Origin of the sequence: Paraburkholderia sp. A1BS-2L (genome assembly GCF_051125205.1) — a bacterium.
Classification (GTDB): Bacteria; Pseudomonadota; Gammaproteobacteria; order Burkholderiales; family Burkholderiaceae; genus Paraburkholderia.
The window spans coordinates 270,549-284,483 of record NZ_CP120431.1; the positions used below are offsets into that span (position 1 = coordinate 270,549).

General features: G+C 63.9%; 11 protein-coding genes and 1 riboswitch. Of the genes, 7 read left to right on the forward strand and 4 right to left on the reverse strand.

Annotated features, from left to right (window positions below; genetic code table 11):
- Positions 1–170 precede the first annotated feature (170 nt).
- From glpD to P5W98_RS31120, 3 genes are all read left to right on the forward strand, one after another.
- A complete protein-coding gene (glpD, locus tag P5W98_RS31110) occupies positions 171–1,700 on the forward strand; it encodes a glycerol-3-phosphate dehydrogenase (RefSeq protein WP_421028279.1) in 1,530 nt (509 codons plus the stop codon).
- A gap of 32 nt (positions 1,701–1,732) precedes the next feature.
- Entirely contained in the window at positions 1,733–3,238 is a 1,506-nt protein-coding gene (gene glpK, locus P5W98_RS31115; RefSeq protein ID WP_421028280.1) for a glycerol kinase GlpK, read from the forward strand.
- Between the two features lie 120 nt (positions 3,239–3,358).
- Positions 3,359–4,075, forward strand: a complete 717-nt coding sequence (locus tag P5W98_RS31120) for an MIP/aquaporin family protein (RefSeq protein WP_421028281.1) — start codon at positions 3,359–3,361, stop codon at positions 4,073–4,075.
- Between the two features lie 51 nt (positions 4,076–4,126).
- On the opposite strand, the gene P5W98_RS31125 is transcribed toward P5W98_RS31120, so the two are convergent.
- From P5W98_RS31125 to P5W98_RS31140, 4 genes are all read right to left on the reverse strand, one after another.
- A complete protein-coding gene (locus P5W98_RS31125; RefSeq protein ID WP_421028282.1) occupies positions 4,127–5,131 on the reverse strand; it encodes a sodium:calcium antiporter in 1,005 nt (334 codons plus the stop codon).
- Between the two features lie 84 nt (positions 5,132–5,215).
- A riboswitch (yybP-ykoY riboswitch) is annotated at positions 5,216–5,393 on the reverse strand.
- 70 nt (positions 5,394–5,463) lie between these two features.
- A complete protein-coding gene (locus tag P5W98_RS31130; RefSeq protein WP_421028283.1) occupies positions 5,464–7,398 on the reverse strand; it encodes an alkyl/aryl-sulfatase in 1,935 nt (644 codons plus the stop codon).
- A gap of 46 nt (positions 7,399–7,444) precedes the next feature.
- On the reverse strand, positions 7,445–9,118 hold the full coding sequence (locus P5W98_RS31135) for a GMC family oxidoreductase (protein ID WP_421028284.1): 1,674 nt from the start codon (positions 9,116–9,118) through the stop codon (positions 7,445–7,447).
- Positions 9,119–9,385: 267 nt separating this feature from the next.
- Complete coding sequence (locus P5W98_RS31140; protein WP_421028285.1) at positions 9,386–11,263, reverse strand: acyl-CoA dehydrogenase; 1,878 nt, start codon at positions 11,261–11,263, stop codon at positions 9,386–9,388.
- 256 nt (positions 11,264–11,519) lie between these two features.
- On the opposite strand from P5W98_RS31140, the gene P5W98_RS31145 reads away from it, so the two are divergent.
- The 4 genes from P5W98_RS31145 (at position 11,520) to P5W98_RS31160 (ending at position 13,625) form a co-directional block, all read left to right on the forward strand.
- The gene (locus P5W98_RS31145; protein WP_175196844.1) at positions 11,520–11,675 is read left to right on the forward strand and encodes a hypothetical protein; all 156 of its coding nucleotides are present in this window, start codon (positions 11,520–11,522) and stop codon (positions 11,673–11,675) included.
- Positions 11,676–11,823: 148 nt separating this feature from the next.
- Complete coding sequence (locus tag P5W98_RS31150) at positions 11,824–12,768, forward strand: LysR family transcriptional regulator (protein WP_421028767.1); 945 nt, start codon at positions 11,824–11,826, stop codon at positions 12,766–12,768.
- Between the two features lie 64 nt (positions 12,769–12,832).
- A complete protein-coding gene (locus P5W98_RS31155; protein WP_421028768.1) occupies positions 12,833–13,048 on the forward strand; it encodes a DUF3820 family protein in 216 nt (71 codons plus the stop codon).
- Positions 13,049–13,280: 232 nt separating this feature from the next.
- Positions 13,281–13,625, forward strand: a complete 345-nt coding sequence (locus tag P5W98_RS31160; RefSeq protein ID WP_014193317.1) for a cupin domain-containing protein — start codon at positions 13,281–13,283, stop codon at positions 13,623–13,625.
- The last annotated feature ends 310 nt before the right edge of the window (positions 13,626–13,935 follow it).

Sequence of the window (13,935 nt, forward strand, 5' to 3'; positions counted from 1 at the left end):
TTTTGTCAGGCGATTCCGGAAGTCCGCTCGTCACACCATAAAAGCGAACTTTACTTTTTCGGTTTTGTTCGATAAATTTCGAATTCGAACATTTTTTGGTTCGATCCTGGTGAATGCTTTGGCGTGATCAACCAGGATCGCGAGTTTGCCGGAACTATCAGGGAACGCAGGTGAGTCAACAGAATCGCTACGATCTGCTCGTCGTGGGTGGCGGAATCAACGGCGCGGGCATCGCGCGTGACGCGGCTGGGCGCGGGCTCTCCGTGCTCCTTTGCGAGCAGGACGACCTTGCCTCGCACACCTCGTCAGCGAGCACAAAGCTGATTCACGGCGGGCTGCGCTACCTCGAACACCGCGAGTTCGGCCTCGTGCGCAAGGCGCTGCAGGAGCGAGAGACGCTGTTGCGCTCGGCGCCCCACATCATGTGGCCGCTGCGCTTCGTGATGCCGCACATGCCCAACCTGCGCCCCGCGTGGCTCATCCGCGTCGGGCTCTTTCTTTACGATCATCTGGCCAGGCGCGAGCTGCTGCCGGGCTCGCGCGGCATCGACATGCGCCGCCACGCGGCGGGCGCACCGCTCATCGACACCATTCGGCGCGGTTTCGTTTACTCGGACGGTTGGGTGGACGATGCGCGTCTGGTCGTGCTCAATGCGCTCGACGCGCAGGAGCGCGGCGCGCGGATTCTCACGCGCACCAAGCTCGTTGGCGCGCAGCGCGTGAATGGCGAATGGCTGGCGACCCTGCGCCGCCCCGACGGCAGCACCTTCGACGTGCGCGCGCGCGCGGTGGCCAATGCGGCGGGCCCATGGGTGGGCGAGGTGCTGCACGGCGCGCTCGGGCGCGGCGCGCAGCACAGCGTACGCCTCGTGAAGGGCAGCCATATCGTGACGAAGCGTCTATTCGATCATGACCACGCCTACATTTTCCAGAATCCGGACAAGCGCATCGTCTTCGCGATTCCTTACGAGCACGACTTCACGCTGATCGGCACGACCGACGTGGAATACCGCAGCGATCCCGCGAAAGTCTCGATCGACGGCGACGAAACGCGCTATCTGTGCGAGTCGATCAACCGCTATTTCAAGCGCAAGATCTCGCCCGCCGACGTGCACTGGACCTACTCGGGCGTGCGGCCGCTGCTCGAAGAAGAGGGCACGAAGAATGCGTCGGCGGTCACGCGCGACTATCGTCTGGAGATGGACGACACCGAAGGCGCGCCGCTGCTCTCCGTGTTCGGCGGCAAGATCACCACGTTTCGCAAGCTCGCGGAAGAAGCCGGCGACAGGCTGTGCCGCGTGCTGGGCAGCAACGCGCCGGGCTGGACCGCCGGCGAGCCGCTGCCGGGCGGCGACATCGCGAACGCGCGTTTCGCGCCCTTCGCCGAAGGCTTCGCGGGTCGCCACGCCTGGCTGCCCGCGCCGCTCGCGCTGCGTTACGCGCGCGCTTACGGCACGCGCGCTGAGCGCCTGATCGGCAAGGCTGCGTCGCTCGAAGAACTGGGGCCGCAGATTGCCCCAGGCATTTACGAGGCCGAATTGCGCTATTTGCGTGATACCGAGTGGGCGACCTGCGCCGAGGACGTGCTCTGGCGCCGCTCGAAGCTCGGCTTGCACGTGGCGTCGGGCACGCTGGAGGCGGTCACGGCGGCGCTCGAAGCGTGGTTTGCCGCGAGCCGCGCGCCGCACATCGCGGCGTGAATCAAAACTACTCACGGATGGAGATAAGAGACATGCAGGACCAACAGTACATTCTTGCGCTCGACCAGGGCACCACGAGTTCGCGTGCGATGCTGTTCGACCGGCAGGGCCATATCGTCTCGATGGCCCAGAAGGAGTTCGAGCAGATTTATCCGCGTCCGGGCTGGGTCGAGCACGATCCGCAGGAAATCTGGTCGACCCAGGCGGGCGTGGCCGCCGAAGCCGTTACGCGCGTGGGACTGAACGGCACCAATATCGACGCCATTGGCATCACGAACCAGCGCGAAACCACCATCGTCTGGGACCGCGAGACCGGCCATCCCATCTACAACGCGATCGTCTGGCAGGACCGCCGCACGGCCGGCTTCTGCGATCAACTCAAGGCACAAGGCCTCGAAGCCATGGTGCGCGCGAAGACCGGTCTGCCGATCGACGCGTACTTCTCGGCCACCAAGATCCGCTGGATTCTCGACAACGTGGAAGGCGCGCGCGAAAAGGCGCGTCGAGGCTTGCTCGCGTTTGGCACCGTCGACAGCTGGCTCGTCTGGAATTTCACGAAGCACGAATTGCACGTGACCGACGTGACCAACGCCTCGCGCACGATGCTGTTCAATATCCACACGCGCAAATGGGACGACGAGCTGCTCGACGCGCTCGATATTCCGCGCAGCATGCTTCCCGAAGTTCGTTCGTCATCCGAAGTGTATGGGCCGACCAAAACCACGGTATTCGCGTCGAAGATTCCGCTCGCAGGCATTGCCGGCGACCAGCAGGCGGCGCTGTTCGGCCAGATGTGCACGGCCTCCGGCATGGTGAAGAATACCTACGGCACGGGCTGCTTCCTCATGATGAACACGGGCACGAAGCCCATCGAGTCGAAGAACAATCTCGTGACGACCATTGCGTGGCAGATTGGCGACGAGGTGAACTATGCGCTCGAAGGCAGCATCTTTATCGCTGGTGCCGTGGTGCAATGGCTGCGCGACGGCATGGGCCTCATCAAGAGCGCGGCGGAAGTCGAAGCCCTTGCGGCGAGCGTGCCGCACACGGATGGTGTGTATCTGGTGCCGGCCTTCGCTGGCCTTGGCGCGCCGCACTGGAACGCGCACGCGCGCGGCTCGCTCTTTGGCGTGACGCGCGGCACGACCGCAGCGCACGTCGCGCGCGCCGCGCTCGATTCGATCGCGTATCAATCGCTCGACGTGCTCGCTGCCATGGAGGCCGATTCGGGCATCAGCGTAGGCGAGTTGCGCGTGGACGGCGGGGCGAGCGCCAATAACCTGCTCATGCAGTTCCAGGCAGACCTGCTGGGAGTGGATGCCGTGCGTCCGCGGATTACCGAAACCACCGCGCTAGGCGCGGCCTATCTCGCTGGCCTCGCGACCGGCTACTGGAAAAGCGTGAACGAACTGCAGAGCCAGTGGCATGTGGACAAGCGTTTCTCGCCCGCCATGCCGCCATCGCAGGTGGACGCCTGTCGCGCGGGATGGCAGCGCGCGGTGCGCGCCGCCAAGGCTTGGGCCGACGACACGCAGTAACGCCGCGGCGACATCCGGCCAAAGAACTCGAACGAGTCAACGTAACCCAATACCGAAGGGCCGCGCAGCCAGCACTGCGCTGGTCTCGCGTCCATTTCGGAATCCTGAGAAATAATCAGAATGTCACCATACATTGCTGAATTCATCGGCACGGCCATACTCGTACTGCTAGGCAACGGCGCGGTCGCCAACGTGCTGCTCGCAAAGACCAAAGGCAAGGGCGCCGACCTCATCGTCATCGTGATGGGCTGGGCGATGGCCGTGTTCGTGGCCGTGTACGTCACCGCATCGTACAGCGGCGCGCATCTGAACCCGATCGTGACGATCAGCCTCGCGCTCACTGGCAAGTTCGCATGGTCGAAGGTGTGCGGCTACATCGTCGCCCAGATGCTCGGCGGCATGGCGGGCGCGTTCCTCGTGTGGCTCGCTTATCGCCAGCACTTCGCGAACGAAGCCGATGCCGATCTCAAGCTCGCCGTGTTCTGCACCGCGCCTGCGATCCGTAGCGTGCGGCACAACGTGATGACCGAAGCCATCTGTACCTTCGTGCTGATCCTCGGCGTACTGTATCTGGCCTCGCCGCAGGTGGGCCTGGGCGCGCTCGATGCATTGCCGGTTGGCCTGCTCGTGCTCGGCATCGGCATTTCGCTGGGCGGCCCCACGGGCTACGCCATGAGCCCGGCGCGCGATCTCTCGCCGCGCATCATGCATGCGCTGCTGCCGATCCCGGGCAAGCGAGACAGCGACTGGCGCTATGCGTGGATTCCCGTGCTCGGACCGCTGCTGGGCGGCGTGGCGGCTGCGTCGCTGTATCTGTATCTGCATGCGACGCATTGAGGGTCGTGGGGCGGCGGTTTCGCAACGTGTTGCGCAACCGCCGCAAGCCAATCACTTCGGAATCACCCACAGCATGCCCGCAAACACCGCATAGAGCCAGCCCACATGCGTAAGCTGGCGGCTATGCACTTGCGGCGCACGGAACGCCCATTGCAGGAACAGGATGGCGAGCATCGTCGTGGCCGCGGCAAGAATCGACGGCGCACCCAGGTGCCACGGCGTGAAGAACAAGCCGAATGCGGTTGGAATGGTCGCCTGGATCATCATCGCGCCGCTGATGTTCGCGAGCGCGAGCCGCTCCTTGCCCTGACGCACCCAGATGATCGCGTTCATGATTTCCGGCAGCTCGGTGGCGATCGGGCTGAAGAGCAGCGCAGTCAATTGCGGGCTCAGGCCGAGCCACGGTCCTACTTTACCGATCTGCTGCACGAACAGGTGCGAGGCGAAGAAGATCACGACCAGCGCGCCCAGGGTCTGGAGCAGGACCCAGAACAGCGACGGGTCCGCATCGCGCGGACGCAGCTTGAGCGGCTCGAGCCCCACGTCTTCGATCTCATCGCCATCGTCGCTCAGCTCCTTCCAGCAATAGAGCGCGTAGGCCGCGAGAAACGCAATGCCGAGAATGGGCTTGAAACTGAACACCACGAGTCCGAGCCCGATTTTCGCCACGAAGATCGCGAGGAACCAGAGCTGGTCGCGGCGCAGGTGGCGCGTATCGGCGTCGACGGTGCCGGCGCCTGCACGGCCCGCGCGCGCGACCGTCGCCAGCAACGCGACGCCCACCACCGCATAGGCGACGGTGCTGAGCGCGAGCGGCCCGCCAATGGCCGCGCCAATGCCGATTTCCTTGTGGGCCGGATCGGTGCCGAACGCAACGGCTACGAGCGTGACCACGCTTTCGGGCAGCGCCGTGCCGAACGCGGCAAGGATCGTGCCGGTGGCCGTCTGCGTGACCTTGAGCTTCTGGCCGAGCCACTCGACGGCATTGACGAAGGTTTCGCAGGATAGATAGATGATGCCGGCGGCGGCAATGAGCAGGGCGAACGTCCAGATCATGACGAGCGCTCCGTCGTGCGGGGGTGTGCGACTGCGATCGCGTGGCGGCGTGAAAAGCGGTGCATGGGAAACGGCATTCCTCGGGCTGGACGGACGGACCAATGACGCAATCCCCCCGCCCAGCCCGGGTATGAAGGATGACGTCATAGGTCTCGTCAGGCCGAAGAACGGCTGCCGGCGCCATGGCACAGCGTGCCAATTATGTTGACGGCGGCGCGACACGCATCGCGCGTGACGCAGACTACTCCCCTAAGACCGGCGCATTATAGCCGACGAATGCGGTTGTGCGGGAGGGGGCTCGTTTCATGGCGTAGTTCGTCGGCACATCTGCGTCACGGTTCCACGACGTTGAAATCGCCGTCGAATTTGTCGAGGGTCCCTAGCATGGCGCGGAACAGTTCGACCTTGCCGTCCAGCTGGATTTCGCGCGCAAGTACGGCTTCCTGAAAGCCCGTTTCCCCGCAGAGGATCCGGTTGAGCGTTTGCCTCGACATGGTCACGCTCAGATCGGTGCGTTCGTTTGGCGATGTGTAGCACCACGTCAACGCCCCATTCTGGAGATTCAGTTTGAACTGCTTATCGATGTCGCTGAAACGCCACGCAATGCGCATGTTCAGATGCTGCGCCTTCAGGCCATCGACACGAACGGCGAAATAGTCGAAGAACATTTCCTCGGTAATCGCGCTGACCATGTCGGCACTGCGGCTGCCGAATTCGGTCGAAGCATCTCGCCCTTCGCGCAGTTCGCGCGCGCCGAGCAGGAACGCGTTGCGCCACGTTGCCGATTGGGCCTGATACCCCATCTGTTCGAGCGCAGCAGCACCCAGTTCGCGCGCTTCGCGCAACTGCGGCTGTGCAAACACCAGGTGGTTCATGCACTGGGCGACCCAACGGTACTCGCCTTGATCGAAATCTCGACGCGCGCGCTCGAGCATGGCATCGGCTCCGCCCATGTACTCGACATAGCGCGGTGCGGAAGCCTCCGGAGGCAGGGCGTGCAGGTTAGCCGGATTGCCGTCGTACCAACCCAGGTAATGCTGATAGATGGCTTTGACGTTGTGCACGACAGCGCCGTAGTAGCCGTGCGCATGCCACTTCGAACGCAACTCGTCCGGCAGGCGAATCTGCTCGGCGATTTCAACGGCGTTCAAGCCGTGGTTCATGAGGCGCACAGTCTGGTCGTGCAGGAATTTGTAGAGATCCCGCTGCGCCTCCAGGTAATCGACGATGCGCTCGTTGCCCCAGGTCGGCCAGTTGTGCTGCGCGAACACGACCTCGGCTTCGCGCCCGTAGCGCTCCAGCGACTCGCCCAGGTATCGCGACCACGATTGCGCGTTGCGTACCTGCGCGCCTCGCAGCGGACACAGATTGTGCAGCGACCGCGTGCCGTTCTCGGCCAGGTTGAGCGCGCGCTCCTGCGGGAACCAGAAGTGCATCTCGGCGGGCGCTTCGCTTTCGGGCGTGAGCTGAAACACGATTTCGACGCCGTCGATCACATGCGATTCGGTCATTTGCATGATCAGCTTTGTCGGTGGAATCAGCGTGATCGTGCCGCGCGGAATATTCTTGCCCATGCCCGCATCGATCTGGCAGCAGGCATTGCGCGCGAGCGTATGGCCAAACTGGAATTGTGCGCGCCGCGCCATGGCCGTGCCCGCCATCACGTTTTCCGACACCGCTTCTTCCATGAATCCAGCGGGCGCGATGACCTGCGCCTTGCCGGCCACGACATCCGCTTCGTCCACGACGCCTCGCACACCGCCGAAGTGATCGGCATGGCTGTGGCTGTAGATGACCGCCACGACAGGGCGCCTCGGACGATGCGCGAAATACAGCTCGAGCGCGGCGGCAGCGGTTTCCTTGCACGTGAGCGGATCGATCACGATCAGGCCGGTCTCGCCTTCGATGAACGTCACGTTGGAAACGTCGAAGCCACGCACCTGATAGATGCGCTCGGTCACGCTGAAGAGACCGTGCAGCCTGTTCAGCCGCGCATGGCGCCACAGACCGGGATGCGCGGTGGGCGGCGCGGCTTGCTCGTCGAGAAAGCCATAATCGGCGAGGCTCCAGATCAGTTGCCCGTATGCGCCGCGAATCTCCGCATCGGCTATGGTGCCGATAAAGCCGTGCTGTGCATCGGCGACTTCAATCGGATCGTCGGGCGGCAGGTCGTTCAGCGCGTGCTGTTGCGCGGCGATGGTCGCCTCGGTTGCGGGAAGCGGCCCGGGCAGCGCCCGCTGGGCTTCTTGCTTGATCGGATGTTGCATCGTGTGTCTCCCAGATTCTGCCGGCGCCTTGCCGACGATATTCTCGCTATGCCCGGCGTTGTGCGGCGCGAATCATGTCGGCGGCCTTTTCGCCGATCATCATGGCCGGAGCGTTGGTGTTGCCGCCGATCAGCGTTGGCATGATCGAGCAGTCCACCACGCGCAGACTTTCCACGCCTCGCACGCGCAGTTCGGGATCGACGACCGCGTGCGGGTCCGCGTCGCGCCCCATCTTGCAGGTGCCTACCGGGTGATACAGGCAATCGGCGTGACCGCGCACGAAAGCGCGCACGCTGGCTTCATCGGCGAAGCTCTCGCTTTTCATTTCGCGGCCGCCCAGGTTCTTCAGCGCAGGCTGCCCGAAGATATTGCGCATGATGTGGATGCCGGCTATCAGCGTTTCCATGTCGCGTGGCGCGCTCATCAGCCGTGTGTCGATCAGCGGCGCTTCGCGCATGTCGGGCGAGCGCAGGCGCACGACGCCGCGGCTTTCGGGGCGCAGCACGCATACGTGCCCCGAGTAGCCGTGGCCGAGCTTGCGTCGGCTGCCCATGTTGCGATTGCCGATCAGGGCGACGGTGAACACAAGGTTGAGGTCGGGGCGATCGAGCTCGGGGCGGCTCTTCACAAACGCGCCTGCTTCGACGAAGTTGGACGTCAGCATGCCGGTACGTTCGCGCCGATAGCGGCGGATCTCCTTGAGGAGACGCAGGCCGCCGCGCAGCGTCGCGCCGAACAGATCGGTGCTGTCGAGTTGCGTGTTGAGCACGATGTCCAGATGATCCTGGAGGTTTTCGCCCACCCCGGGCAGGTCGTGGAGCACCTCGACGCCCATTTCGCGCAGATGCGCGGCAGGCCCGATGCCCGAGGCCAGCAAGAGCTGCGGCGAATTGAATACGCCGCCGCTCACGATCACTTCACGCCGTGCGCGCAGGACGTGTTGCACGCCATCGCGCACGACCCGCACGCCCACCGCGCGCCGCCCTTCGAAGACGAGGCGCAGCGCCCGGGTGCCGGTCAGCACTGCCAGGTTATTACGGCCGAAGTTGTAGTGGCCGTTCGTGGTCTTGCCCCGGTGCAGATAGGCACGCGCCGCGTTCCAGCGCTCGCCGTTGTGCTGCGTGACCTGGTAGTAGCCGAAGCCTTCCTGCTCGGCGCCGTTGAAGTCGTCGTTCAGCGCATGGCCCGCTTGCTGCGCGGCTTGCAGGAAGTGATGGCAGAAAGGATTGGGCGAACGCAGGTCGTTCACATAAAGCGGGCCGTCCGTGCCGTGCCACGGATTGTCGGTGCCGGCGAAGCGAGTGTTGTTCTCGCTGCGCTTGAAGTAGGGCAGGACGTCGTCGTAGCTCCAGCCCTCGCAGCCGAGCGCGGCCCAGTCGTCGTAATCCTTGCGATGGCCGCGGATATAGACCATGCCATTGAGTGACGAAGAGCCGCCCAGCACCCGGCCGCGCGGCTGATAGCTGGTGCGGCCGCCGAGCGCCGGCTGTGGCTCGGTGTAGTAGCCATAGTTGTAGGGGCCAGGCTTGACGACGGTTTTGGCGAGGCCGATGGGCGTCCAGATCAGGTAATGGTCGTCCGGGCCGCCATTCTCGATCACGGCGACGCGCACCGTTGGATCGTCTGCGAGGCGGCCCGCCACGGCACAGCCGGCCGATCCGGCGCCGATCACCAGATAATCGTATTCGCCCGCCACGGGCACGGCGGAGGGTGAGCTCATGGGTGTCCCCTGTCGTGGATACGGCGTCATGCGTCGTCCACTTTGGTGGTAGTGCGCGAAATCCCGCAGGCGGCCCGAAGCGGGTTCGGGGCGGCGCAGGGTCTGTCTCCTCTGATGTGACTCTGCCCGCGCTGGCGGCGTGGGCAGAACGGCTTTCAGGGTAAGGACAGCGCGCGGGGGGGACACCCCCCCAGTCAGGTAGGTGGGGGAGCGCGGCGGGCAGGTTTGCTGGCGCTCAAGTGCTTTGAGCGGCGCACGACCGCCGGATTAGAACCAGGCATCCTGCATGTCGAGCGTCGTGCGGTCGAGCGAGGCGAGCAGATCGAACTGTGCGCCCGTCTTCGGCAGCTCCCAGGCGAAGAAGTATTTGGCGGCGGCGAGCTTGCCGCGATAGAAGCTGGCCTCATCGTCGTTTTTGCCGCCTTCCTCGCTTGTGCCGCTTGTGCGCGCAAGCGCCGCGCGCGCGGTGAGCGCCTGTTCGAGCCAGACCCACGCGACCACCACGTGCCCGAACGCTTCCAGATACACCGACGCATTGGCGAGCGCGACGCTCGGGTCGCCGGCCGACCAGAGCGTTTGCGTGACATCGACAAGACGATTCAGCGCCGCTTCAAGCGAGCGCGCATACGCGGCATCCTGCTTGTCGCCGCTCGACAGTGCGCGGTCCGTCGTAGCCTGCACACATTGCACGAATAGCTTCAGCGCCGCGCCGTTCTTGATCGTGACCTTGCGGCCCAGCAGGTCGAGGCCCTGGATGCCGTGCGTGCCCTCGTGAATCGGGTTGAGGCGGTTGTCGCGGTAGAACTGCTCGACGTTGTATTCGCGCGTATAGCCATAGCCGCCGTGCACCTGGATCGCGAGATCATTGGCGGCGAGGCACCACTGCGAGGGCCAGCTCTTCGCTATCGGCGTGAGCAGGTCGAGCAGCAGCGTGAGCGGCTCGCGCGCCGCGTCGTCGGCGGCAGCGCGCGCTTCGTCCACCAGTTGCGCGCACCAGAGATTGAGCGCGAGCGCGCCTTCTACATAGCTCTTTTGCGCGAGCAGCATGCGGCGCACGTCGGCGTGCTCGATCAGTCTGATCTGCGGCGAAGCCGGGTCCTTGCCTGCCGCGCCCACGCTGCGCCCCTGTGGACGATTGCGCGCGTAGTCGAGCGCATGCAGATAGCCGGTATAGCCGAGCATGGTCGCCCCGAGACCCACGCCGATGCGCGCCTCGTTCATCATATGGAACATGTACGTGAGGCCCTGGTGCGGCTCGCCCACGAGATAGCCGATAGCGCCCGCGCGCCCGCCCGGCGCGTACTTCGTGCCCTCGCCGAAATTGAGCAGGCAGTTTGTCGTGCCGCGATAACCCATTTTGTGATTGAGGCCCGCGAGCACGACGTCGTTGTGCTCGCCGCGCGAACCGTCTTCGCTTACGAGGTATTTCGGCACGATGAAGAGCGAGAGGCCCTTCACGCCGGCAATGAGCTTGCCGTCCGGGCCCGGAATCTTCGCGAGCACGAGGTGGACGATGTTCTCGGAGAGTTCGTGCTCGCCGCCCGAGATCCACATCTTGTTGCCGCGCAGCCGATACTGCGCGCCCAGCGGCGAGTCGTGCTCGAAGTCGGCGCGTGTGGCCACGTCGGAAAGCGACGAGCCCGCCTGCGGCTCGGACAGGCACATCGTGCCGAAGTAGCGGCCTTCGAACTCGGGCTTCACGAAGGTCTCGACCTGCTTTGCGCTGCCGTGCGCGAGCAGCAGGTTGGCGTTGCCGATGGTGAGGAACGGATACGCGCTCGTGCCCACGTTCGCGGCCTTGAACCACGCCAAGCCCGCCTTCTCGACCACCAGCGGCAACTGCATGCCGCCGTATTCGTAGTCCTGGCCCGCGGCCATCAGACCCGCTTCGCTGAACGCCTTCAGCGCGGTCTTGACCTCGGGGATGATGGTGACGGTTTCGCCGTCGAAGTGCGGTTCGTGCTGATCGTTTTTCTTGTTGTGGGGCGCGAACAGGTCGGTCGCGATCTTCTCGCAGGTGTCGAGCGCCGCATCGAAGGTCTCGCGCGAATGGTCGGCGTAGCGCGCGATGCGCGTAAGGCGCTCGACGTCGAGCCATTCGTAGAGCAGGAAATCAAGATCACGGCGAGAGAAGATCAGCGACATGGCAGAGGGCCCGTGAATAAGAAAAGTCGCAGCCTAACAAAAATAGAACGATCGTGCTATTGGCGATTTCTCCAAATCCTTTATGGTGCCGCCGTGCAATGACTTGCTTGTCGGGCGACGCAAAGTGCCAAAGCTTCTTCATGAATCTTCAAATCGAGAGAGCCCGCCCGGCGAGAGATTGGCCGTAAGCTTTTCGCCGCTCCCTCCCTAATTGGGGAGCATTCTCTCAACACGCACATATTTATGGAGGTTGCTCATGCAACTGATTCAACGTGAACAGCTGTCGAACCTGCAAGTCGTTACGGCTGGCGCTGGCGCCAACAAGACCCCGTCGGCAGTCACCCTGACGATCACGAAGGAAAACGGCCTGAACCTCGTGATCACGCCGCAAGCTGCAGCATCGGCAAGCTAAGCTTCGCCGAGGTCTCCGACCTGGAAAGCCGGCAAACCGGGTTTGCCGGCTTTTTGCGTTTACCTACCCGGGTTGCGCCTTCCCAAATCGCACGTTTGAAGAGGATACGGCAATATTCATGCTCATCCTCCCGAACAGCGAGAACATCATGGACCGGCTCGATGCGATGTCCGTGCTCGTCGCCGTGGTCGAGGCCGGCAGCCTTTCCGCAGCGGCGAGGCGTTTGAACATGCCGCTGGCCACGGTCAGCCGCAAGGTCAACGACCTCGAGGCGCATCTCAAGACGCGGCTGCTCAAACGCACCACTCGGCAACTCGCGCTGACCGGGGCCGGGGCGTCTTACGTGGCGGCCTGCCGGCGTATCCTGGAAGAGGTGGGCGAGGCCGAGCGCGCGGCAACCGGCGAATACACCACGGCAAGAGGCACGCTTGCGCTCTCGGCGCCCGTGGTGTTCGGGCGGCTGCACGTGCTGCCCATCGTCAATGCGTTTCTCGCGCAGTATCCCGAGATCGACGTGCGGCTGATACTGGCGGACCGCGTGGTCAATCTGATGGAAGAGCACGTGGACGCCACCGTGCGCATTGGCGAGCTGCCCGATAGCGCGCTCGTGGCGGTGGGCGTGGGCGCGATTCGCCGCGTGGTTTGCGCGAGCCCCGAGTATCTGGCCGAGCACGGCGTGCCCGCTGCGCCAGGCGATCTGGCGCGGCACCACTGCGTGACGTTCGAGAGTGTCGAAGGCCGCACGTGGACGTTCCGCTCGGGCAAGGGCGACGTCGTGCAGTCGGTGCACGCGCGGCTCGCGGTCAACACCGCGGAGGCCGCGATCGACGCCGCGCTGCATGGCGTGGGGCTCACGCGCGTGCTTTCGTATCAGGTTGCGCAGGCGGTGCGCGAAAAGCGGCTTGCCGTGGTGCTCGAGGCGTTCGAACTGGCGCCATGGCCCGTCAGTCTCGTGCACGGCGGGCAAGCGCCGCTGCCACTCAAGCTGCGCGCGTTCCTGGATTTCGCGACGCCTTTGCTGCGCGAGCGGGTGGAGGCGGTGCGGATCGAGCCTCGTGGGCGCGAAGCAACGGCTGGACAAGCGCGCCGATAGCAAGCTGAATCAGTCGGCGCGCTGTGGCATGCTGCAACGGACAGCCATGCACAATACGCCCATCATGCAAGCTCCCGACCTTGAACGCCTCGTCACCCTCACCATGCCTTTCGGCAAGTACAAGGGCCGGCTCATTGCCGATCTGCCCGGGCATTACCTCAATTGGTTCGCCCGCGAAGGGTTTCCACCGGGAGAAATCGGCCGGCTGCTAGCGCTGATGCAGGAGATGGACCATAACGGCCTGAGGAGCTTGCTCGATCCGCTGCGCAAACGCGGATAGCGCGAGTCAGGCGTCGTCGTTGCGCTAAGCCGTTCAGCCGCTTGACCATCAAGTTGGCGATTTGCCTTTTTGCCGGCATAGGCAAAGTCCGCGAATTTTCCAAACGGCGCCCGCAGCAAGCTGGGAAGGAGTCGGTGTCGAAAATAGATGGGTTGGTGTCGGAAGCGTACAAGCTCCAGTAACGCTTTTGAACTAAGGTGATGAACCTCTTATCCGATCGTTTGGAGCCGACATGTCCGATTTCATTACCGTTTTGCGCGAAACCTGCCCGACTCCGGTCCTTGACGCCACCAAGTGGAAGCGCATCGGCGGCGACCCGCACACCGTGAACCTCAACGCTTACCTCTCCAAGGACGGTAGCAAGATCATGGGCACCTGGATTTGCACACCGGGTAAATTCGAGGTGAACTACGAGAAGTGGGAGTTCTGCCACTTTCTCGACGGCTACTGCATTATCACGCCGGAAGGCGAGGAGTCGGTGCACCTGAAGGCGGGTGATGTGTTCGTGATTGAACCCGGCATGAAGGGGACCTGGGAGGTGGTGGAGACGGTGCGCAAGTACTTCGTCTTCGCCTGAGCCCGTAGCTGATACACCGGTGACTCAATACGCCCGCTGGCGAATGACGCGCGATGGCGCGCACTAGCCGGATCGATGCTCTGGCCTTCACCATCGATCTGCGCCCCATCGCTACGTTGCGAGTTCCGATACCTAACACATGCGCTGGCCTGCTCCTGCCCAGTGTCCACCACCTGGACATAGCGCTGGTCTCCGCTCACGCGCTTGCCATCGGCGGCGGCCGCGTTAAGCGGATACACCGCGTCTTTGGGCGGGTTTGCACCGAGTACGACCATCGCGATGATGGCACGCTTCAGCCCTTGCGGCCGAA

Coding starts and splice junctions, on each gene's coding strand:
- glpK (WP_421028280.1), top strand. CDS start 1,733: ATGCAGGACCAACAGTACATTCTTGCGCTCGACCAGGGCACCACGAGT.
- P5W98_RS31120 (WP_421028281.1), top strand. CDS start 3,359: ATGTCACCATACATTGCTGAATTCATCGGCACGGCCATACTCGTACTG.
- P5W98_RS31125 (WP_421028282.1), bottom strand. CDS start 5,131: ATGATCTGGACGTTCGCCCTGCTCATTGCCGCCGCCGGCATCATCTAT.
- P5W98_RS31130 (WP_421028283.1), bottom strand. CDS start 7,398: ATGCAACATCCGATCAAGCAAGAAGCCCAGCGGGCGCTGCCCGGGCCG.
- P5W98_RS31135 (WP_421028284.1), bottom strand. CDS start 9,118: ATGAGCTCACCCTCCGCCGTGCCCGTGGCGGGCGAATACGATTATCTG.
- P5W98_RS31140 (WP_421028285.1), bottom strand. CDS start 11,263: ATGTCGCTGATCTTCTCTCGCCGTGATCTTGATTTCCTGCTCTACGAA.
- P5W98_RS31145 (WP_175196844.1), top strand. CDS start 11,520: ATGCAACTGATTCAACGTGAACAGCTGTCGAACCTGCAAGTCGTTACG.
- P5W98_RS31150 (WP_421028767.1), top strand. CDS start 11,824: ATGGACCGGCTCGATGCGATGTCCGTGCTCGTCGCCGTGGTCGAGGCC.
- P5W98_RS31155 (WP_421028768.1), top strand. CDS start 12,833: ATGCAAGCTCCCGACCTTGAACGCCTCGTCACCCTCACCATGCCTTTC.
- P5W98_RS31160 (WP_014193317.1), top strand. CDS start 13,281: ATGTCCGATTTCATTACCGTTTTGCGCGAAACCTGCCCGACTCCGGTC.